The organism is Psychromonas arctica (genome assembly GCF_036697365.1).
Lineage (GTDB): Bacteria > Pseudomonadota > Gammaproteobacteria > Enterobacterales > Psychromonadaceae > Psychromonas > Psychromonas arctica_A.
The window spans coordinates 1-23,398 of sequence record NZ_JBAHZA010000022.1 but is presented as its reverse complement, the minus strand read 5'-3'; the positions used below and the strand labels follow the sequence as shown (position 1 = coordinate 23,398).

Annotated in this window: 18 protein-coding genes; 12 read left to right on the top strand and 6 right to left on the bottom strand. The window is 37.3% G+C overall.

Annotated features, from left to right (window positions below; all coding sequences use genetic code 11):
- Positions 1–39: 39 nt before the first annotated feature.
- From glyQ to V5290_RS16355, 3 genes are all read left to right on the top strand, one after another.
- Positions 40–948: a glycine--tRNA ligase subunit alpha gene (gene glyQ, locus V5290_RS16365; RefSeq protein ID WP_333388251.1), complete on the top strand. Its 909-nt coding sequence runs from the start codon at positions 40–42 to the stop codon at positions 946–948.
- Between the two features lie 11 nt (positions 949–959).
- On the top strand, positions 960–3,026 hold the full coding sequence (gene glyS / locus V5290_RS16360; protein WP_333388248.1) for a glycine--tRNA ligase subunit beta: 2,067 nt from the start codon (positions 960–962) through the stop codon (positions 3,024–3,026).
- A 410-nt stretch (positions 3,027–3,436) separates the two neighbouring features.
- The gene (locus V5290_RS16355) at positions 3,437–4,684 is read left to right on the top strand and encodes a valine--pyruvate transaminase (protein ID WP_333388246.1); all 1,248 of its coding nucleotides are present in this window, start codon (positions 3,437–3,439) and stop codon (positions 4,682–4,684) included.
- An 87-nt stretch (positions 4,685–4,771) separates the two neighbouring features.
- On the opposite strand, the gene V5290_RS16350 is transcribed toward V5290_RS16355, so the two are convergent.
- From V5290_RS16350 to dnaA, 5 genes are all read right to left on the bottom strand, one after another.
- The gene (locus tag V5290_RS16350) at positions 4,772–6,712 is read right to left on the bottom strand and encodes a methyl-accepting chemotaxis protein (protein ID WP_333388243.1); all 1,941 of its coding nucleotides are present in this window, start codon (positions 6,710–6,712) and stop codon (positions 4,772–4,774) included.
- Positions 6,713–6,870: 158 nt separating this feature from the next.
- Positions 6,871–9,300: a DNA topoisomerase (ATP-hydrolyzing) subunit B gene (gyrB, locus tag V5290_RS16345; protein ID WP_333388240.1), complete on the bottom strand. Its 2,430-nt coding sequence runs from the start codon at positions 9,298–9,300 to the stop codon at positions 6,871–6,873.
- A 7-nt stretch (positions 9,301–9,307) separates the two neighbouring features.
- Entirely contained in the window at positions 9,308–10,387 is a 1,080-nt protein-coding gene (gene recF / locus V5290_RS16340; RefSeq protein WP_333388237.1) for a DNA replication/repair protein RecF, read from the bottom strand.
- 80 nt (positions 10,388–10,467) lie between these two features.
- Positions 10,468–11,571 (bottom strand): DNA polymerase III subunit beta, encoded by a 1,104-nt coding sequence (gene dnaN, locus V5290_RS16335; RefSeq protein ID WP_333388234.1) that lies wholly within the window; start codon positions 11,569–11,571, stop codon positions 10,468–10,470.
- 13 nt (positions 11,572–11,584) lie between these two features.
- Positions 11,585–12,961 (bottom strand): chromosomal replication initiator protein DnaA, encoded by a 1,377-nt coding sequence (gene dnaA / locus V5290_RS16330; protein WP_333388231.1) that lies wholly within the window; start codon positions 12,959–12,961, stop codon positions 11,585–11,587.
- A 516-nt stretch (positions 12,962–13,477) separates the two neighbouring features.
- On the opposite strand from dnaA, the gene rpmH reads away from it, so the two are divergent.
- From rpmH to V5290_RS16300, 6 genes are all read left to right on the top strand, one after another.
- On the top strand, positions 13,478–13,612 hold the full coding sequence (rpmH, locus tag V5290_RS16325) for a 50S ribosomal protein L34 (RefSeq protein ID WP_084605455.1): 135 nt from the start codon (positions 13,478–13,480) through the stop codon (positions 13,610–13,612).
- Positions 13,613–13,622: 10 nt separating this feature from the next.
- Positions 13,623–13,979 (top strand): ribonuclease P protein component, encoded by a 357-nt coding sequence (gene rnpA, locus V5290_RS16320; protein ID WP_333388225.1) that lies wholly within the window; start codon positions 13,623–13,625, stop codon positions 13,977–13,979.
- Entirely contained in the window at positions 13,946–14,209 is a 264-nt protein-coding gene (gene yidD, locus V5290_RS16315) for a membrane protein insertion efficiency factor YidD (protein ID WP_113819718.1), read from the top strand. Before rnpA ends, yidD begins: the two co-directional genes overlap by 34 nt.
- 14 nt (positions 14,210–14,223) lie before the next feature.
- A complete protein-coding gene (gene yidC / locus V5290_RS16310) occupies positions 14,224–15,894 on the top strand; it encodes a membrane protein insertase YidC (protein ID WP_333388222.1) in 1,671 nt (556 codons plus the stop codon).
- A 116-nt stretch (positions 15,895–16,010) separates the two neighbouring features.
- Positions 16,011–17,378: a tRNA uridine-5-carboxymethylaminomethyl(34) synthesis GTPase MnmE gene (mnmE, locus tag V5290_RS16305; protein WP_333388219.1), complete on the top strand. Its 1,368-nt coding sequence runs from the start codon at positions 16,011–16,013 to the stop codon at positions 17,376–17,378.
- 223 nt (positions 17,379–17,601) lie between these two features.
- On the top strand, positions 17,602–18,516 hold the full coding sequence (locus V5290_RS16300) for a porin (protein ID WP_333388215.1): 915 nt from the start codon (positions 17,602–17,604) through the stop codon (positions 18,514–18,516).
- An 834-nt stretch (positions 18,517–19,350) separates the two neighbouring features.
- Here V5290_RS16300 and V5290_RS16295 read toward each other — a convergent pair.
- Positions 19,351–20,268: a TIGR01777 family oxidoreductase gene (locus V5290_RS16295; protein WP_333388213.1), complete on the bottom strand. Its 918-nt coding sequence runs from the start codon at positions 20,266–20,268 to the stop codon at positions 19,351–19,353.
- A gap of 79 nt (positions 20,269–20,347) precedes the next feature.
- On the opposite strand from V5290_RS16295, the gene V5290_RS16290 reads away from it, so the two are divergent.
- The 3 genes from V5290_RS16290 to glpX all read left to right on the top strand — a co-directional run bounded on the left by V5290_RS16290 (position 20,348) and on the right by glpX (position 23,305).
- On the top strand, positions 20,348–20,932 hold the full coding sequence (locus tag V5290_RS16290) for an aminodeoxychorismate/anthranilate synthase component II (RefSeq protein WP_333388210.1): 585 nt from the start codon (positions 20,348–20,350) through the stop codon (positions 20,930–20,932).
- A 64-nt stretch (positions 20,933–20,996) separates the two neighbouring features.
- Positions 20,997–22,217, top strand: coding sequence for an aspartate aminotransferase family protein (locus V5290_RS16285; RefSeq protein WP_333388208.1), 1,221 nt, complete (start codon positions 20,997–20,999; stop codon positions 22,215–22,217).
- Between the two features lie 77 nt (positions 22,218–22,294).
- Positions 22,295–23,305 carry a class II fructose-bisphosphatase gene (gene glpX, locus V5290_RS16280; protein WP_333388205.1) on the top strand — a complete coding sequence of 337 codons (1,011 nt, stop codon included), beginning with the start codon at positions 22,295–22,297 and terminating at the stop codon, positions 23,303–23,305.
- Positions 23,306–23,398: the final 93 nt, after the last annotated feature.

Genomic DNA, 23,398 nt, shown 5'->3' with positions numbered 1-23,398 from the left:
ATAAATTTTATATTTTCTAATTAACTCGAAGCCTAAATCATGCAAAAATTCGATACAAAAACATTCCAAGGGCTAATTCTTGCTTTGCAAGACTTCTGGGCTCGTCAAGGTTGTGCGATTGTGCAACCACTCGATATGGAAGTTGGAGCTGGTACGTTCCACCCTCAAACATTCTTACGTTCAATTGGTCCTGAGCCAATGAGTAGTGCTTACGTTCAACCATGTCGTCGTCCTACAGATGGTCGTTACGGTGAAAACCCTAACCGCTTACAACACTACTATCAATTTCAGGTTGTGTTAAAACCATCTCCGAAAAATATTCAAGAATTATACTTACAATCGTTAGAAGAAATTGGCATTGATACGTCGATTCACGATATCCGTTTTGTAGAAGATAACTGGGAATCACCAACTTTAGGTGCCTGGGGTTTAGGCTGGGAAATTTGGCTAAACGGTATGGAAGTGACACAGTTTACTTACTTCCAACAAGTGGGTGGACTTGAATGTTCTCCTGTCACTGGTGAAATTACTTATGGTTTAGAGCGTTTAGCTATGTATATCCAAGGGGTTGATAGTATTTATGACCTAGTATGGACTGACGGACCGATGGGCAAAGTGACCTATGGTGATATTTTCCACCAAAATGAAGTTGAACAATCAACTTATAACTTTGAACATGCTGATGTCGATGCACTTTTTGTACAGTTTGACCAATGTGAAAAAGATAGCCAAAAGTTAATTGAAGTAGGTTTACCACTGCCAGCTTATGAGCAAGTAATGAAAGCATCGCATGTGTTTAACTTGTTAGATGCACGCCATGCGATCTCGGTAACTGAACGTCAACGTTATATTCTACGTGTACGTTCGCTTTCAAAAGCAGTTGCTGAAGCTTATTACGCGAAACGTGAAGCGCTTGGTTTCCCACTTTGTAAAAATTTAGATAAATAGAGGCAAGTTTAATGTCACATGAAAATTTATTGATTGAGTTGGGTACTGAAGAGTTACCACCGAAATCACTTCGTAAACTTGCTGAATCATTTGCTAGTAATGTTGAAGCAGAATTAGTTAAAGCTGAATTGTTGTTTGATAAAGTTGATTGGTTAGCTTCTCCAAGACGTTTAGCCGTAGTGGTTACTAACTTAGTGGCAGCTCAAGCTGACAAAATAGTAGAAAAACGTGGTCCAGCAGTGAATGTTGCTTTTGATGACGCAGGTGTTGCGACTAAAGCAGCGCAGGGTTGGGCACGCTCTAACGGTATTAGTGTTGAACAAGCTGAACGTTTAGTAACTGACAAAGGTGAATGGCTACTGTTTAAATCAGCGGTCAAAGGTCAAGAGGTCAGCGAATTAATCCCTGGCATCGCCGCAACTGCTTTAAGCAAATTACCAATCCCTAAACCAATGCGTTGGGGAAGTGAAAGTACACAATTTATCCGTCCTGTGCATACAGTTACTATGCTATTCGGTAGCAAGCTAATACAAGGTGAATTGTTAGGTGTTGCTTCTGATAGAGTTATCCGAGGCCACCGTTTCTTAGGTGAAGCTGAATTAACGATAAACCATGCTGATGATTACCAGTCTCTCTTAGATGATTCAGGTAAAGTAATTGTTGATTATGAGCGTCGTAAAGCGATTATTCGTGAGCAAGTTGAAGCCGTTGCAGCACATGAAAATGGCATTGCTGCGATCGATGAAGAGCTATTAGAAGAAGTAACGTCATTAGTTGAATGGCCTGTTACACTAGTAGGTTCATTTGAAGAGAAGTTCTTAGCCGTTCCTTCTGAAGCACTTATCTACACAATGAAAGACAATCAGAAATACTTCCCAGTATTAGATAAAGAAGGCAATTTATTACCTCGCTTTATCTTTGTTTCTAACATTGTTAGTCGTGACCCTAAACAAGTTATTTCAGGTAATGAAAAAGTTGTTCGCCCACGTTTAGCTGATGCAGAATTCTTCTTTGAAACAGATAAAAAGAAAACATTAGAAAGTCGTTTAGCTTCTTTATCAACTGTACTATTTCAAAAACAATTGGGTACATTGAAAGAAAAATCTGAGCGTATCAGTGAAGTTGCTGCAAAAGTTGCGGCTAAAATCGACGCTAATACCGAGCATGCACAACGTGCAGGTCTATTATCTAAAGCAGATTTAATGTCTGAAATGGTAATGGAATTCCCTGACGTTCAAGGTGTAATGGGTATGTATTACGCACGTTTTGACGGCGAACATGAAGATGTTGCTGTTGCATTAAACGAGCAATATTTGCCACGTTTTGCGGGTGATAAACTACCAACTTCGTTAGTTGCTTGTGCTGTATCTTTAGCCGATAAGCTAGATACATTAGTAGGTATCTTTGGTATTGGTCAAGCACCAAAAGGCGATAAAGACCCGTTTGCCTTGCGTCGTGCTGCTATCGGTTTATTACGTATCATCACTGATAAACAGTTAGACTTAGATATCGTTGATCTAGTTGAAATTGCTAAAGTCCAATATGCTGACAAATTAACTAATGACAACGTAGTTAATGATGTTGTTGATTTCTTGTTTGGTCGCTTCCGTGCAACTTATCAAGCTGGTGGATATTCAGTTGAACTGATTCAGTCTGTTTTAGAGCGTCGCCCTACTAAACCGGTTGACTTCGAAAAACGTATTAAAGCAGTCGCTAAGTTCCAAACTTTACCTGAAGCGGCACCAATTGCAGCTGCAAATAAACGTATTAGTAATATTCTTGCTAAGGTAAATGATGAAATTAACAGTAAAATTGATGCAAATCTACTGCAAGAAGACGCTGAAAAAGCACTTTCTGAAATTTTAGAGGCTCTAGAAAGCAAGCTAAGCCCTTTATTTGAAAGCGGAGACTACGAGTCTGCCTTGTTTGAATTGGCTAGCTTAAAATCGCCTGTAGACGCTTTTTTCGATAACGTGATGGTGATGGCGGACGATTCGGCTGTAAAAAACAACCGTTTAGCTCTTTTAAATCGTTTACGTAACTTGTTCTTACAAGTTGCTGATGTTTCTGTTTTGTAATTTATCGTAATAATAAAACATTAATATCAACTAAAAAGCTCAGTTTTTACTGAGCTTTTTTGTTTCACGTGAAACAGGTTTAGACAATTTTTGCTTCTTTGATTTGAGCTTTTGATGAGAGCCATTATCTATTTCATAATGGCTCTCATCATTTAAAACCTCATACCAATTATTTTAACAAGTAAAATAGATCAGTTAATTAGTGTGATTGGTATTATTTATTCTTCTCTATATTTATGAATATTCGCTCTATTTATATTGATCAGTAGGATAAAATAAAGAGATAAATATTAAAGATAACGCTTTTATATTGCTTATAAGAACAGTAGTAAAAATACAAAATTAGGTTTCACGTGAAACAAATTCTTTTAAAACTGCATAATTAAAATTTATATTTAGGATTGTTATAAATGCCCTATTCAACTTTTGGAAACAAATTTACACAGCATTCTGGCATCAATGAATTGATGGACGATTTAAATAAAGGTGTAAAAGGCGGCGATGATATTTTAATGTTAGGTGGTGGAAATCCCGCAACCATTCCATCAATTCATCAGCGACTAACTAACTTAATGCAAGAGTTATTAGACCAAGGGAAACTAATGGATACTCTTGGAAATTATGATGGACCTCAAGGTAAAGATGCATTTATTAATGCATTGGTAGAATTATTCAATGAACTATATGATTGGAATTTATCTACTGACAATATCATGTTAACGAATGGTAGCCAAAATGCGTTTTTCTACCTTTTCAATCTATTAGCAGGTGATTTTTCACAGGGTAAAAAACGTAAAATATTATTTCCTCTTGCTCCAGAGTATATTGGTTATGCAGATGCAAGCGTCTCTGAAGATACATTTGTTGCTGTTCGTCCTAAGATAACAGAACTACCAAACCAACAATTTAAGTACCACGTTGATTTTGATGCATTGAATATCACAGATGATATTGGCGCTATTTGTGTTTCTAGACCTACTAACCCAACGGGTAATGTATTAACCGATACAGAGATTGAAAAGTTAGATAAGCTAGCTAAACAACATAATATTCCCCTGATTATTGATAATGCTTATGGCACTCCTTTTCCAAATATTATCTATGAAGAGGTAAAACCTCACTTCAACCTAAATACTATTTTATGCTTAAGCTTATCTAAGTTTGGTTTACCAGGTGCACGCTGTGGGATCGTCATTGCTAATCCAGAAGTGATTAAAGCGATGTCTAATTTATCAGGTATTATGGCGCTTTCCCCAGGTGGTATTGGTCCTGAAATTGCGTTGCCATTAGTTGAAAGCAAAGAGATTATAGAGTTAAGTGATCAGGTTATTCGTCCTTTCTATAAACATAAATCTGAAGTAGCTATTAAATTATTAACTGAAAAAATTCACAGTGAGAACTTTAGGATTCATAAATCTGAAGGTGCATTATTCCTGTGGCTTTGGTTTAAAGACTTACCTATTACTTCACATGAACTTTATCAACGACTAAAAGATAAAGGGTTAATTGTTGTATCAGGACACTACTTCTTCCCTGGTTTAGATCAAGATTGGCCACATACTAATGAATGCATTCGACTTAACTATGCACAAGATAGTGAAGTAGTAGAACGTGGTATTACTATTTTAGCTGACTTAGTTAATGAACTTTATGCGTAAGCTGATTAGTTTCTAATTGAATATTGAAGTGTGTTTCACGTGAAACACACTTTATTTAAGCCTTTCTTTTTTATTTTCCTCTAACATTTAGCGTTTTAATTGCGTGATCAACTGATTTAATACTTCACTAATATTTTCAATTACTTCACTTGATTGGTTAATATCTTGTAAATTCGCACTCACCTGTTGGGCATGCTGTTTTATTGTAGAGGCATTACCGACGATTTGTTCTATGGTGGTTGCTTGTTCTTCTGTGGTGGCAGCGATGGAATTATTAAACTGGTAAATATCGTTAATGATATTAGAGACTGATTTTAATTGTTGTTGAGCTTCTAAACTATGCTTTGCACAATCAATGGCCGCATCGCTTTGTTGTAAAACAAGCTCATTCGCTTGTTGTGCTGTTTCTACCAATTCATTAATAATGTGTTGTATTTCTTCTGTTGAACTAGAGGTACGAATTGCTAACGCTCTTACTTCATCAGCGACAACTGCAAAGCCCCTTCCTTGTTCGCCAGCACGAGCAGCTTCAATAGCTGCATTAAGTGCAAGCAAATTAGTTTGACTAGAGACGTTGTTGATCACCTCTAATACATTATTAATGGAGTAGGTATCTGCGGTTAATTTTTTTACTATTTTACTCAGTGAAAGAATATTGTCAGATAGTTGTTTGGTCTTCTGCACTTCATTGGCTAATGCAAGATCTGCTTTCTTCATTAACTGAACAGCTTTGTCACTATGTTGACTGGTGTCTGCAGCATTGTTGGAAATATCATTAAATGAGTCGGATAAAGCAATAATAGAAATATTAACCTGTTCTGTTTGTTGATGCTGTTTCTGACTGCTCTGCTCAGCTTGTCTAGCACGTTTTTGTAATAAGTTACTAGCACTCAACGCTTGTTCAGATTGTGACTGTAGAGAGCCTGTGAGCTCTTTTAAATAGACCTGTAAACGAAGACAGCGCGTATTAACGATCTTAAACTCTGAGAAACGACTTTTAATATTGAGCGGGCTGCCAAAGTCACCTTCTGTTAATGAATCAAAAAAAGGCAGTAACCTACGAATAAACTGTAATGTTTTAAATTGTAAACTGGCTGATAAGGTCACCATTAATAAAAACAGTATTAAAGTAGAGGCGCCAATTAAACGAACTTTATCAGTGATGGCTTGTTTTTGTTGATCAACCACACTGGAATAAGCTGTAAAGGTATCGATTAAAATGTTTAGTTTAGTACTTAAGTTAATGCGGCTATTAATAACTGATAAAAGTATTGTTTTAGTGTTGGTTAATTCTTTTGGGTAGCGTTTGCTTAAACTATTTAATTCATCAATTGACTCTTGAGTTAAGTCGATGGTTTCAGGTTGTTCAAAGCTAAACTCATCAACCGCTTCCGTATAAAATAGTTTAAGGCTTGGTAACTGATTCAAAGTTGATAGTAGTTTTGAAATATGGCCGTTTTGCTCAATAAGGTTACTTTTAATCGTTTCACTTTTTTGCTCAACATAACTTTGTCTTAATATCGCTAATTTATGTAAGTGCTGATTTATGTCTAATAAAGTTCGGTAGTAATCTTGTTTAATCACTAAATTTACATCTGACTTTTCTACCAAACGCCGCAAGTCAGTAATATATCCCTGACGCTCTGTTTCATTATTGATTAACAAAATATCCGGTGTCGCTGCTAATTTTCCCGCTTCCCTTGCTTCTGCAATAGCTATATCTAAATCTTTAACTCTCAGAACAATGGCATTTTGTTGTGTTGCATCAAGCCAGGTTATTTTTGTTTCTTTAAAAGTATCTAACTTATTTTCTGCTTTTAATAATTTTTGCGTATCACCTGTTCCTAAATATTGTTCCAAAGAAAGTGCAATATCATCTTTTAATGTGGACTTTATTGCGTGGTAAGACTGGTTAATTTGATAGGGTTTATCAATTTCCTGCCAAGCCCAAACAACGAATCCTGTAATTAGTATTAATAGTGAAACAATGCAGGCTGATATTATTTTAGTAAGTAGATTAATAGACATATTGCGCTCTTTAGATAATTCGACAACGCATAGTAATTATAGAATGTGGCAGTTATATTTCTAGATATCTAAAATTGGGTATTATTTTCTAAATTTTAGTCAAAAAAATCCAGCTAAATAAGCTGGATTTTTCTAATATTTCATCGTTATTAATATAATTAAATATCGATATTACCTACACGTAATGCGTTCTTTTCAATGAATTCACGTCTAGGTTCTACATGATCACCCATTAATGTAGTGAATAATTGATCTGCACCTACCGCATCTTCAACAGTAACCTGTAGCATGTGACGTGTATTAGGATCCATGGTTGTTTCCCATAATTGACTTGGGTTCATCTCTCCTAGTCCTTTATAACGTTGGATATATAAACCACGTTTAGACTCATGCATTAACCAGTTAACCGCTTCGATAAAGTTATCAATTTGTTTAGTACGTTCACCACGTTGAATATAAGCGCCTTCTTCCAGTAGATTTTGGATTTCTGCACCTAATGTTACTAATGACTTGTATTCAACTGAGCCAAAGAATTCTTCATCAAAAGTGTACACAGCATCAACACCATGTTTACGTACAGTGAAGATAATCTTGTTAGAGATTTCATTATCTGATTTAGCAATTTCTGCTTTGTAGATAGTCCCTTCTAACTCTTCACGGTTTAATACTTCAACAATTTCTTCAACCCAAGGCGTCACTACATCAGACTTAGCTAAGCCTTCAGAAGTTAATTCTGGACGATAAATTAACTTATCAAGGACAACGTTAGGGTAACGACGAGAAAGCCTTACAATTGTATCCTGAGCGTTACGGTAGCGATCGATCATACCTTGTAGCGCAACACCAGAAATACCTGGAGATTCATTATTTACATGTAAAGATGCACCATCCATTGCTAATGATGTTAAGTAAGCTTGTAATGCTGGATCATCTTTAATGTAAGTTTCCTGCTTACCTCTTTTCACTTTGTATAAAGGAGGCTGAGCGATGTAGATGAAACCATTTTCGATCAGTTCAGGCATTTGGCGATAGAAGAAAGTCAACAATAGTGTACGGATGTGAGAACCATCCACGTCGGCATCGGTCATGATAATGATACGATGGTAACGCGTTTTTTCTGGGTTATATTCATCACGACCAATACCACAACCAAGTGCGGTGATCAGTGTTGCTACTTCCTGTGAAGATAACATCTTATCAAAACGCGCTTTTTCAACGTTTAAGATTTTACCTTTAAGTGGCAAGATAGCTTGGTTTTTGCGAGATCGGCCTTGTTTCGCACTTCCGCCAGCCGAGTCCCCTTCCACTATGTATAGTTCAGAAAGCGCTGGGTCTTTCTCTTGGCAATCTGCTAGTTTACCTGGCAAACCTGCTAAATCTAATGCACCTTTACGACGCGTCATATCACGGGCTTTACGCGCTGCTTCACGAGCTCTTGCTGCATCAACAATTTTGTTAACAATGATTTTAGCTTCGTTAGGGTTTTCTAATAAGAAATCCTGTAGGCGTTCATTCATTGCACCTTCAACAATCGGACGTACTTCTGAAGACACTAAACGGTCTTTTGTTTGTGAAGAGAATTTTGGATCAGGTACTTTCACTGAAATAACCGCCGTTAAACCTTCACGAGAGTCACCACCTTCAGTCGTCGTTTTGTTTTTATTATTTTTGACTTTAGCTAATTCTTTTTCAATATAAGAGTTTAAAGTACGAGTTAGAGCACCACGGAAACCTGTTAAGTGGGAGCCACCATCACGTTGTGGAATATTGTTTGTGAAACAATAGATGTTTTCTTGGAAACCATCATTCCACTGCATTGCAACTTCAACTGCTGTGCCATCTTCATGCTCTGTATTAAAATGAAATACTTTATTATGAATAGGTGTTTTATTTTGATTTAAGTATTCAACAAATGCTTGTATACCACCTTCATAATGGAAGTGGTCAGATTTATCATCTTCACGTTTATCAATTAACTTTATTGAAACGCCTGAGTTTAAGAAAGATAGTTCACGTAGACGTTTTGCTAAAATGTCGTAATTAAACGTCGTTTTAGAGAATGTAGACGGGCTTGGCCAAAAACGAATTTCTGTTCCAGTTTGATCTGTATCGCCAATCACTGCTACTGGTGCATCAGGCTCACCAAGAGAGTACGACTGTTGATGAATATGCCCACTACGTTTAATGGTTAAACGTAATTTGTCAGATAAAGCATTTACTACAGAAACACCAACACCGTGTAAACCACCTGATACTTTATAAGAGTTATCGTCGAATTTACCGCCTGCGTGCAGAACTGTCATAATAACTTCTGCTGCTGATACACCTTCTTCTTCATGGATATCTACTGGGATACCACGGCCATCATCTCGTACAGATACACTACCATCACTGTGAATAGTACAAATAATATCGTTACAGTGACCCGCCAAAGCTTCATCGATTGAGTTATCTAACACTTCGAAAACCATGTGGTGTAGACCGGTACCATCATCGGTATCACCGATATACATGCCAGGGCGTTTACGAACGGCATCTAACCCTTTTAGTACTTTAATACTTGACGAATCATAACTATTCTCAGCCATAAATCTTTCACCTTTCTACTGTAATTTTTCCCTGTTTCACGTGAAACAGGCTGCGTTCTGTAAATAAATCATCAATTCCATTTTCAGTAATGGCACTGATAAATACTTGAGCACTAGACTCTTTAATATGTTTTGCTAATACCGCTTGTTTGTTTTTATCTAGCTCTGAACTAAAGTCATCTATTAAAAAAACACATTGTTTGTTATCTACAGCGTTTAAAAATAAACCTTGTGCTAAACGTAATGCATAAACAAGCAACTTTAATTGCCCTCTTGATAATACATCATCAACAGGTAAGCTTTTGATTTTTAATTTTAAGTCGGCTTTTTGTGGACCGATACTCGTGTAGCCTAACTGTTTATCTCGATGAAAGTTATCGTATAAATATTCAGCTAACGGTTTGTTATTTTTATCCCACCCACAAAAGAATTTACTTTCTATAGTAAATTCAGGCAAAAAATCTGCAATAGTTTGTGTGATTAGAGGCTGCAATTTTGCAAAATAATCAGCCCTCTGAGCGCTTATCTGCTCACTCAAGACACAAAGTTCATTATCCCATACTTGAAGCTCTTTGTAAGCGTTACATTGCTTTAAAGCGGCATTCCTTTGCTTTAAAAGTCGCTTTATGCGAGCCCAGTTACTGTAAAACATTGGATCATGGTAAAAAACACCCCAATCTAAGTAGGCTCGACGATTTTTAGGACTACCAGATAACAAAGTATAACTTTCTGGCGTGATTAATTGCATTGGAATGTATTGCGTTAAAGACGCTAATTTCTTAGCTATTTGACCATCAATTTTCAAGGTAGTTTCACCGCCTTTAGACTTTTGTAGTCCAATGGGGAAAACACGATTTTGATGATTAATTTCACTGTAAATTGTGAAATGAGTTTGCTCGTATTGAATAACTCGATTGGTAAGATGAGTGCGAAAAGAGCGCCCTAAACCAAGAAAGTAAATAGCTTCTAATAAAGAAGATTTCCCACTGCCATTATCACCAATGATCAGGTTTACTTTATCGTTAAAAGTCAGAGAAGCAGCGTCGATATTACGGAACTGATTAATGATTAATTTCTGTAATGACATTAATCAGTTTCCTGAGTGAGGTAATAAGCGGTAATTGTTATCGGCTTCATGTCGATATCATTATTGGATAAGATATTAGACTACAAGCGCATCGGCATTAGAACATAAAGTGAGTCATCACTATCGAGGGACTCAATCAATGCACTGTGATCTGACGTACTAAATGTTATTTTAACTTGTTCACTTTTTAATGTATTTAATACATCTAATACATAACTTACGTTGAAGCCTATCTCTAATTCTGCAGACTGATAATCGACATCAATATACTCTTCAGCTTCTTCTCTTTCTGGGTTATTAGCCGTAATTTTTAATAGATTTTCAGACAGCGTTAAACGTACACCACGAAATTTTTCATTAGATAAAATAGCTGCACGACTAAATGCTTGTTTAAGCGTTTCACGGCTAGAAATAAGTTCTTTATCGCCATTACGTGGAATAACACGGCGGTAATCAGGGAAACGTCCATCAACAAGCTTAGTAGTAAACACAAAACCATCAATCACGGCACGTAAGTTATTTTTACCTAATTGAATGGTGACATTCGCTTGGTCTTTATCGAGTAGTTTAACAAGCTCTAACACACCTTTGCGAGGTACAATTACAGATTGTTCTTCGATTGTTTGATCAATGTTAATAGCACATGATGCTAAACGATGCCCATCAGTTGATACACTTCGTAAACTATTACCAGAAACTTCGAAAAACATACCATTTAGATAGTAACGAACATCTTGACTGGCCATTGCAAATTGAGTGAACTCAATAAGCTTTTTAAACTCATTCTGCGGCACGGTTAATTCAATTAGGCTTTGCCAAGATTCAATATTTGGAAAATCAATTGATGGCAAAGTTGATAGTAAGTACCTACTACGACCAGAGCGTACTGTTACTCGCTCATTTTTCACTTCAAAAGTGACTTCACAAGGATCTGCTAAACCGCGACATATATCTAATAGCTTACGTGCAGGCACAGTAATAGCGCCCTCTTCAGAAGCTTGTTCTAATGGAATTTGAGCCATTAATTCAACTTCTAAATCTGTACCTGTTAAGTTTAAAAAGTTATCTTTTACTTCAATCAGGATATTACCCATGATCGGTAATGCTGGGCGACCACCTGCAACCGAGCCAACCACAAGTTGTAATGGTCTTAATAGTATTTCACGGGAAATAGTAAACTTCATGAGATAAGCCTTTTTACATCGATAAGGTGCGGATAAGTATTTTGTAGTCTTCTTGAATATCGTTATTTTCACGACGTAGTTCTTCGACTTTACGACAAGCGTGTAATACCGTTGTATGGTCACGACCACCGAAAGCTTCACCAATTTCAGGCAAACTATGTTGTGTTAATTCTTTTGCTAACGCCATCGCTATTTGACGTGGACGAGCAACCGTTCGAGTACGTCGTTTTGAAGACATATCTGAAATCTTAATACGGTAATGCTCTGCAACTACTTTTTGAATATTATCAACAGTCGTTTGTTTGGTATGAACCGCTAGCATATCACGTAACGCATCTTGCACTAGTGAGATGGTAATATCTTGGCCTGTAAATTGTGCTTTAGCTGAGATATTGGCAATTGCCCCTTCCAACACTCGTACATCGGTAATGGTTAAACGCTTAGCTATAAAGAAGGCAACATCATCAGGTAATGTTAAGCCACGTTCTTCTGCTTTACTGATTAAGATAGCAACACGCGTTTCTAATTCTGGTGGATCGATTGGAATAGATAAACCCCAACCAAAACGAGTACGTAGACGCTCATCAATACCTTCAATTTCTTTTGGAAAACGGTCACTAGTTAAAATAACTTGTTGGTGTCCATCTAACATAGAATTGAATGTTTGGAATAAGACTTCTTGTGAACGTTCTTTCCCCGCAAAGAAATGGATATCATCTATTAATAGTGCATCAAGAGATGCGTAATATTCTTTAAACTGCTCAATGGTATTGTTACGGATTGCATTGATCATATCTTGTACAAAACGTTCAGAGCGAATGTACACTACTTTACTTTCTGGGTTTTCTGAAACAATCGCATTACCTACGGCATGTAATAAATGCGTTTTACCTAAACCGGGATGAGCATATAAAAATAGTGGGTTATAAACACCACCTGGATTTTCTGCAATTTGTTGAGTTGTCGCGATAGCAAAGTTATTTGATTTACCTTCAACAAAGTTATCAAACGTATACTTTTTTATTAAATTGCTTTTGTGAGCAATATTTAAAGAAGGCGACTCACCTTCCCAAGGCTGATTAGTATTTTGTACTGGTGCTGCTTTTGAAACAGTTGGATTATTTGTCGCTGCATTAGCAGTACCGACTAATAAACGTATTTTGATACTGAGATTAGGATCAACTTCATGTGCTAAGGTTTGCAATTTAGTTTCAATGATATCCATGTACTTTTCACGTACCCATTCACTAGTGTATTTATTCGGCGAGTATAATGACAAAACATTATTGTCATATTCTGCCTGTAAAGGGCGTAACCAAGTACTAAAGTCTCCTGCTGACAGCTCGTCTTTTAATTGTGCTAAACATTCTTGCCAAATAGCCAGGGACATTGTGGAACTCCAGTAGATTCATTAGGGCGGATAATTCTACCGATAAGATCGTCATGATGCCATAAGATCAAGCAACAAAAAGAAAAAAAAGATCCTTGAAATTTTTCTCATTCAATGGTTAAAGCATCCACAAGGAGATAACTAGGTAAAATCAATGGCACAGAACTTTATCCACAACATACTTATTTAACTATTTACAAATCTTAATTTATAAGATCGCGGAAGATCCTTGCTAATTGGTGTCGCTTATATATAATCGCGCCACCCTAACTTTTGAGTTTGGCTCGTAGTGTCTATTTATTTCTTTATTATTTAATTCTAAAGAAAATGAATTTAATCTACCAGAAAGAAGCATCTCTGATTGACTTTTAGTCGATCAATCAATAGAATTCGCTCTCTTTTTAATCGGCTGACGCTTTCGATTAATATTGTTTAATGACTTTCCGAAGTGATTAAGCACTACTAGATTGGAAAAATTAGCTACTGTACAGTACTTAACAATAAGTGGAAAAGAGCATGAAACGTACTTTTCAACCAAGCAACACAAAGCGTAAGCGTTCACACGGTTTTAGAACTCGTATGGCGACTAAGAACGGTCGTGCCGTATTAGCTCGTCGTCGTGCTAAAGGCCGCGCTAGCTTAAGCGCATAATTTACCAGACGTGGTGAATTATTCGTTTTCTCGGGAGTTACGTCTGTTAACTCCCGAAGATTTTCAACCTGTATTTAAAAATGCTATTCCAGCAGTATCTCCGCACCTAACTCTTCTTGCTAGAAAAAATACTTTTGACCATCCCCGTATTGGTATGGCTATCCCTAAAAAGCATATTAAACATGCCGTAGGCCGTAATCGTATCCGTCGCATAGTAAGAGATCATTTCCGTCTTCAACAACATGAGCTTCCTAACATCGATATCGTCGTTGTTGCTAAAGCTGGTATTGCTGATTTATCAAATCAAGAACTTCATAAGGTATTAGATAAGTTATGGCGAAAATTAGTGCAGCGTTGCAATGGATAGCAATTAAATTCATTCGTGGTTATCAGCTAGTTATAAGTCCCATTCTTGGACCTCGTTGTCGTTTTACGCCAAGTTGTTCACATTATGCGATAGCAGCCATTAAGAGTCATGGTATGATAAAAGGATGTTGGCTAGCCGCTCGTCGTCTTGTAAAATGCCATCCCTTTAATGAAGGAGGATATGATCCTGTACCTCCTTGTTGCGCAACTAAAAATAAACCTAAACCTTAGAGATCAAATACGTTATGGAATCACAACGCAATTTACTTTTCCTCGCACTTTTGTTTGTTAGCTTTTTGCTATATCAAGCATGGGTTACCGAGCAAAACCCTCAGCCAGTTGCTGCAGCGCAAACGACTGAACAAAGCACTTCACAATCATCAGTACCATCGACTAGTAATCATAGCGCTGATATTCCAGCTTCTTCTGAAGATCACTCTTCTGTTGTCGCACAAGTACCAACACAAGCATCAACTAATGCAACAACAGTATTAGAAAATGACCAATTACGTTTAGAAATTACGTTAGTTGGTGGTGATGTCATTGTCGCTGACCTACTTGACCATGACGACGAGTTAGATTCTGGTGTTCCATTCCGTTTATTAGAAAATGCTAACGGCTTCACCTACATTGCACAAAGTGGATTAATCGGTAAGCAAGGCCCTGATGCAAACCCTAAAGGTCGTCCTTACTACAGCACAGCTAACACAGAAAACATCATTGCGGATGGTGAAGACTCTGTATCTACTGCACTACGTTACGTAGACCAAGCTGGTAATGTATTTACTAAAACATTTACTTTAAAACGTGGCGAATACAACGTAACTGTTGATTACACAATTGAAAATAAATCAGCAAGTGATGTAAATGTTCAATTATACGGTCAATTAAAAGAGTCGTTAAAAGAACATTCTACTAATTTAATGATGCCAGTTTATCGTGGTGGTGCATTCTCAACGGATGATACTAAATACAGTAAATACACATTCGACGATATGGTTGAGCGTAACTTAAGTGAAACAACTCAAGGTGGTTGGGTAGCAATGCTACAACACTACTTTGTTTCTGCTTGGGTGCCTAATGCTGATGATAACAACGTTTTATACACCAATGTTATTCAAAACAAAGATGCAACGATTGGTTTCAAATCACCAATTAAAACGATTGCACCTAATAGCACTGATAAATTCTCTACTAATTTATGGATTGGTCCTAAGTTACAAGATGAAATGTCACAAGTGGGTGAAAACTTAGACCTAACTGTTGATTACGGTTGGTTATGGTGGTTGGCACAACCATTATTTAAACTATTGTTATTCTTCCAAGGTATTGTGGGTAACTGGGGTGTTGCAATCATCTTAATTACATTCACAGTGAAAGGTCTTTTATATCCACTGACAAAAGCACAATACACGTCAATGGCTAAAATGCGTCTTTTACAACCTAAGATTCAAGCACTACGTGAGCGTTACGGAGAAGATCGCCAGAAAGTATCTAAAGCAATGATGGAAATGTACAAAGAAGAGAAAGTAAACCCATTAGGCGGTTGTTTCCCTATCTTATTACAGATGCCTATCTTCATCGCTTTATACTGGTCACTAATGGAAGCGGTTGAGTTACGTCATGCTCCATTTATGTTCTGGATCCAAGATTTATCGGTACAAGACCCTTACTACATCCTACCTATCTTAATGGGTGTGAGTATGTTCTTTATCCAGAAAATGTCTCCAGCAACGGTTCAAGACCCAATGCAACAGAAGATCATGAAGTTTATGCCAGTGGTATTTACCTTCTTCTTCTTATGGTTCCCAGCTGGTCTAGTACTTTACTGGTTAATGAGTAACATCGTGACACTAGTACAACAAACCGTTATTTATCGTCAATTCGAAAAGAACGGCTTAAGTGCTAAGAAATAATTCTATTATTTAATCATTGATAAAAGGCGACTATAATAGTCGCCTTTTTTATTGGCTTCACTTTTAAGTTATACCAGTCGTATTAAATCTAGTGTGATTGGTATTAGGGACAGAATATGATAAAAGCTACTGATACTATTGTTGCTCAAGCAACTGCGGCAGGGCGCGGCGGCGTAGGCATTGTGCGCGTTTCTGGCCCAGATGCAGAAGCCGTAGCAGAAATTATTTTAGGTAAAAAACCGAAAGTTCGTTATGCCGAATACTTGCCTTTTTATGATCAAGATAAACAAGTCTTAGACCAAGGTATTGCATTACTTTTTAAAGGCCCTAATTCCTTTACTGGTGAAGATGTTCTCGAACTACAAGGTCATGGTGGTCCTGTGGTTATGGATATGTTGATCAAAGCTATTTTAACCATTAAAAATCTACGTAGTGCTAATCCAGGTGAGTTCTCCGAACGTGCATTTATGAATGATAAGCTCGATTTAGCGCAAGCAGAGGCTATTGCTGATTTAATAGAAGCGAGTTCAGAGCAAGCCGCTAAAAGCGCATTACATTCGTTACAGGGTGAATTCTCACATAAAATTAATGAATTAGTAGAAAGCCTTATCTACTTACGTATCTATGTTGAAGCTTCTATTGATTTCCCTGAAGAGGAAGTCGACTTTCTAAGTGATGGCAAAATTGCAACAGACTTATATAAAATAATTGATAACCTTAATGCAGTAAAAGAACAGGCAAAACAAGGTGCTATTTTACGTGATGGTATGAAAGTGGTGATCGCTGGTCGCCCTAATGCCGGGAAATCTAGCTTACTTAATACCTTAGTAGGTAAAGAAAGTGCGATTGTAACCGATATTGCAGGTACCACTCGTGATGTAATGCGAGAACATATCCATATTGATGGTATGCCCTTACATATTATCGATACTGCTGGCTTGCGTGAAGGTGCTGATGAGGTTGAACGTATTGGTATTGAACGTGCTTGGGCAGAAATAGAAAATGCCGATCGTATTTTATTTATGTTAGACGCAACCACTACTGATGCCGAAAATCCACATGAGATTTGGCCTGATTTTATCGAAAAGTTACCTGCTGATGTTGGCTTAACTGTAGTACGTAATAAGGCAGATTTAACCGGTGAATCATTGCAAATGACAGAGCATGATAACCACCCTGTCTATCGTATTTCAGCAAAAACAGGCCTAGGTGTTGATGCATTAAAACAACATTTAAAAGATATTATGGGATATCAAGGTAATACTGAAGGTGGTTTTATGGCTCGCCGTCGCCACTTGCAAGCAATTGATCAAGCTGAGAAACATCTTTTAGAAGGCAAAATTCAATTAGAAGAATACAAAGCTGGTGAATTACTTGCCGAGGAGTTGCGCCTTACCCAACAGCATCTGAGTGAAATTACCGGAGAATTTACCTCTGATGATCTTCTAGGGCGAATATTTTCTAGTTTCTGTATTGGTAAATAAATTTATTCTTTTTCATTTTATATCAAGCCGCTTTATTGCGGCTTTTTTATTTCCGGCCTTTTCTATTGCTCCTATAAAGAAATTTATCGTTTTTAAAATGTAATATATCCGCAATATTTTTGTCATATTCAATCCCTAGACTGCTTCTCCGTAAACAGCAATAAGCTGTAAAACAAAAATTATATTCCTTAAATATTATTTGAAATCTAAACACGGATGAATCATGAAAAAAACACTATTAGCAACAGCAATTTTGGCGGGTCTTGTTTCTGCAACGGCTCAATCTGCAACTGTATATGATCAAGACGATACTACACTTAAAATTGGTGGTCGTGCTGAAGTACGTGCTGAGTTTAAAGATACTGGTGATGGTTCTGTTGAAGATAAAAGTCGTGCTCGCATTAACTTTGGCGGCAAAACTAAAATTACTGATAACTTAACGGGTTTTGGCTACATGGAGTACCAAATTGAACCTGGTGAGACAGTTGATAACCGCTACTTATTTGCTGGCTTTGGTACATCAATTGGTGATTTCTCTTACGGCCGCCAAGATACTGCAAATGTACAAGTTTCTGATATGACTGATATTGCTTCTGTACATTCAGGTTACCAACAAGTATTTGATGCTTCATCTGATAAAGAAAACACAACGTTTTTATATTCAGGTACATTCGCCGACTCTGTAACAGTTCAAGCTAACTTTACTGGCTCTGATGAAAATGACCAAGACTCTGTTGCCATTTCTGCTTTGTACTCTAGTGACTTCGGTTTAGATTTAGGTCTCGCACATACAGATGCACAGACTGATGAAACTCAAACAACGTTAGCAGCAGCTTACTCTGTAGGTGGTTTTTACGGCGCGGCCTCATACGCTACAGGTGATGCATTTAATGATGCTGATGAAATCTCAGATATGACGTCTATTGAAATTGCACTGCAGTATAAGTTTACTAAGCAATTTCGTATGATCGCTATTATTGCACAGCAAGAAATTGATGATGTAGATACAGAAGACTTTTACGCAGTTGAAGGCCAGTACCGTTTCAACAAATCAATTCGTACTTACGTAACTTACCAATTTAATCAAATTGATGAAGAAGAAGATTCTTTAGTCGCGGGTATCCGTTACAACTTCTAATAAACTAACAAATTAGATTTAAAATAAAATCCTAGGCATTGCCTGGGATTTTTTGTTTTTATTGCGTTAAATAGGTTATTTAACGTTGTCATTTATTTTTTAGTTACTGATTAACCATTTATCCACCAGCTAAGTGTTGTATTTTTATACTTCTGCTCACTTTAAAGTAATAAATCTTTTGATGGACGTTTTAAGTTTGTGAGAGATCGACCATTGCCAATAGAGGTCATTGCATTATTTAAAACAAGTTTAATACTCTTTGATACAATTATTTTTAATCTAAGTTGCTGTTATTTAATGTTTTGTTCTTTTTTTGTTCTCCCATGCAATAGATAAAGTTATTTCTTAGGTCATTATTATTTAGGAAAAGGTCGTATTATTTATCTCGCAAAGGGGAAATGCTTTACAGGATGTAAACAATGACTCGATGTATTGCTAGGATGGCAATTAGGACCTCTCAGGATGAGAGTTTATAAAACAGGATGTTTTATAATTATGGATAGCAGGACACTTCAGGATGAAGTTATTAGTGACTACTAGGATTGTGGTTATTAAGCCAGGATGGCAAAGAAGGACACCTCCTAAGGAAAGGGAGATGACGGGTAAACAGGAAGTTTATCTCATAAGGATGTAACAAGGACGAGCCCAAAGGATTTGGGAAGTGGACGCCTAGTATGGCATTAGTCAAAAGGATGTAACGCAGGGAGCATCAACTATCACGGATTAGATAGATTAGACTAAAATAAGGGCAGCTTCGGCTGCCCTTTCCTATTTCTGCAGTATTAAAACTCTCTTCTAAATAAATCTAATTACAAGTATTACTCTAGATACTAATTATTGACCTCGTAATTGATGCTTTAAACTATCTTCTAATAAATCATATTGAAAAGTAAATCCAGCTTCCAGTAACTTAGTCGGACGGACATTAGTACTGGAAAGTAACAACGCTTCACCCATTTCAGCAAACAGTAATTTAACCATAAATGCAGGTAAAGGTAATATACAAGGTCGGTTTAATATATTGGCCAATATTACAGAGAAGTTTCGGTTTGTCACTGGATGAGGAGAAACCAAATTGACTGGGCCTGTTAATTTCGAATTACGTATAATGAATAAGATTGCATTAACTTGATCAGTTAAATCTATCCAACTCATGATTTGCTCACCTTTGCCAATTTTACCACCAACACCCATTTTGAAGGCCGGTAGCATTTTAGCTAATGCTCCCTGTTGTTTGTTTAACACAATCCCAGTACGTAAATTAACTACTCTGGTATTACTTGTTTTGACTTGATGGCTAGTTTGTTCCCATTGTGCTGCCAATTGGCTTACAAACTCATTGCCTTGTGATGATTCTTCATTGACGGGTTGCTGGCCACTATTACCATAAAAGCCAATAGCAGAAGCACAAATAAACAGGCTTGGAGGAGTTGCACTATCATTAATAAAATCGACAATTAACTGCGTTGACTTGACACGGCTATCGGTTATTTTTTGTTTTACTTTTTCAGTCCAGCGTCCATTAGCTATATTCTCACCCGCTAAGTGGATAATGATGTCTGGTTGAGGGGCTGAATTAAGGTTTATTTTCTGTTGATCTATCAGCCAATAAGGTTCCGTATCACTTACAGTTCGTTGCAAGGTATATACTTGGTAACCCTGAGAAGTTAGTAAAGGTATTAATGCTCTTCCAATCAAACCGGACGCACCAGTAATCAATACTTTTTGTTTTGTTTCAGTTTGTTGACTCATTAATACCCCTTAATGTTATTAGGATTAGATACGCGACTAATGATAAAATGGATCTTTATGTTTTAGGTGGCCCCTATTTATGCTGTTAATGATTGATAACTATGATTCCTTTACTTATAACTTAGTTCAGTACTTCGGAGAACTAAAGCAACAAGTAATAATAAAGCGAAATGATCAAATTAACTTAAAAGAAATTGCAGATTTAAACCCCGACCATATAGTCATTTCACCGGGTCCTTGCACGCCTAATGAAGCGGGTGTTTCATTAGCAACGATAGAACGTTTTGCTGGTGAAATACCCATACTAGGAGTTTGTCTTGGCCATCAAAGCATTGCTCAAGTATTTGGTGCAAAAGTCATTCGTGCAGATAAAGTCATGCATGGTAAGAACTCATTAATTAATCATGATAACCGTGGTGTTTTCTCTGGTTTAGCCAACCCGTTGAACGTAACACGCTATCACAGTTTGATTGTGCAAGAAGATACATTACCTAATTGCTTTGATATTTCAGCTAGGGTAATAGAAAGCCAAGAAATAATGGCAATTCGTCATAAACATATGGCATTAGAAGGGGTACAATTTCATCCTGAAAGTATTCGCTCTGAACAAGGGCTCACGCTGCTGAATAATTTTATTGAGCAATCTATTGGATTGTCGAAATAAGTGCGTATATTAAGCTTTAATAACCCTATTTTATGACTGTTTTAAATTGTTAAAGGAATTCTTTATGTCAAACACTCACATCACCCGTCCGTTATTCGATCAAGTTATGGTGCCAAACTATGCTCCGTTAGAAATGATCCCTGTACGCGGTGAAGGTTCTCGAGTGTGGGATCAACAAGATAATGAATACCTTGATTTAACCGGTGGGATAGCTGTTAATGCGTTAGGCCACGCGCACCCAGAACTAATTACAGCATTAACAGAGCAAGCTCAGAAATTATGGCATGTTAGTAATATCTATACTAATGAACCAGTATTAAGTTTGGCGCAAAAATTAGTGGATAACACTTTCGCTGAAAAGGTATTTTTTGCTAACTCAGGTGCAGAAGCAAATGAAGCTGCGTTAAAGCTCGCTCGTCGAGTTGCCTTTGATCAAGCTGGCGGTGATAAAACTGAAATTATTGCGTTTTATCAAGGCTTCCATGGACGTACATTCTTCACCGTTACGGCTGGTGGACAATCAGCATACTCCGACGGCTTTGGTCCTAAGCCTGCAGATATTACGCACCTTGAATATAATGACTTAACTGCTCTTGAACAAGCAATCTCAGATAAGACCTGTGCGGTGATTTTAGAGCCTTTACAAGGTGAAGGTGGTGTTTTACCTATTTCTCCTGATTTTGCACAAGGAGTCCGTGCTTTGTGTGATAAACACAATGCATTAATGATCTTCGATGAAGTTCAAACTGGTATGGGCAGAACAGGTGAATTATTTGCTTACATGGCATTAGGCATCACACCTGATATCGTTACTTCTGCAAAAGCGTTAGGTGCAGGTTTTCCAATTGCTGCTATGTTAACAAAAAGTAACCTAGCAGAGCACTTTAAAGTAGGAACGCATGGCACTACATTCGGTGGTAACCCTTTAGCTTGCGCTGTTGCAGGTAAAGCATTCGATTTAATTAATACACCAGAAATGTTGAATGGTGTTAAGCATAAAGAACAGCTAATCCGTCAGCATTTAGAAGCCATTAATCAAGAGTTTTCAGTTTTTAAAGAGGTTCGTGGTGCTGGATTATTATTAGGTGCGGTATTAAATGAGCAATATCAAGACCAAGCAAAAACCTTCTTTTTAGGGGCTGCTGAACAAGGTCTATTAATCTTAGTCGCAGGCGCTAACGTATTACGTTTTGCGCCTGCTTTAAATATTTCAGATGAGCTGATTGAACAAGCAATGCTTAAACTGAAACAAGCTGTAAAAATTATCGTCAATAAAGATGCATAAGAGCAAGGTCTGTTATTAATACTTTATTGTTAATAACACTTTGTTTTAATTAGATTTAAAAATTGGGAGCTCATAAAATGAGACGCGAATTAGCAATAGAATTTTCTCGAGTAACGGAAGCCGCGGCACTTGCTGGCTACAAATGGTTAGGTCGAGGTGACAAAAATACTGCAGATGGTGCTGCAGTTGAAGCAATGCGCTTGATATTCAACCAAATTGATATAGATGGCGAGATTGTGATTGGTGAAGGTGAAATTGATGAAGCACCAATGTTGTATATTGGAGAGCATGTTGGTACTGGTACTGGCGATGCAGTAGATATCGCTGTTGATCCAATTGAAGGTACACGTATGACTGCAATGGGCCAGTCAAATGCATTAGCTGTATTAGCAGTAGGTGAAAAAGGTAGTTTCTTACGTGCACCAGATATGTACATGGAAAAGCTAATTGTAGGTCCAAATGCTAAAGATGCTATCGACTTAGAGCGCTCTCTTGAACAAAACCTGAAAGCAATTGCATTTGCATTAGGTAAATCTCTTTCAGAATTAACAGTCGCGACGCTAGCTAAACCACGCCATGACCGTATCATTAAAGATATGCAAGGCATGGGTATTCGTGTATTTGCTATTCCTGATGGTGATGTTGCTATTTCTGTTTTAGCTTGTATGCCTGATAATCAGGTAGATGTGTTGTACTGTATTGGTGGCGCGCCAGAAGGCGTTATTTCAGCAGCAGTTGTACGAGCACTAGACGGTAATATGCAAGCACGTTTAATTCCTCGTCCAATGGTGAAAGAGCCATCGGAAGAGAACATTAAAATCGGTAAAGAAGAAGTCGCTCGCTGTGAAGCGGCAGGTATTGAAGTAAACAAAGTATTAAAACTAGAAGACCTAGTGAAAAACGATAATGTTATCTTCTCTGCAACCGGCATTACTAAAGGTGACTTAGTAGAAGGCGTATCAGTTGATGGTCGTTTAGCAACGACTGAGACGTTATTAGTGCGTGGTAAATCGCGTACAGTACGTCGTATTAAGTCTACGCACTACTTAGACCGTAAAGATCCGAACTTAAAAGATATTATTCTTTAATTCTATTAGATATCTGTGTCCCGTCCTGATATAGGTTGACAGTATTTTAATTAAAACGCCTGGTGTACTTCATCGGGCGTTTTATATTTTAAG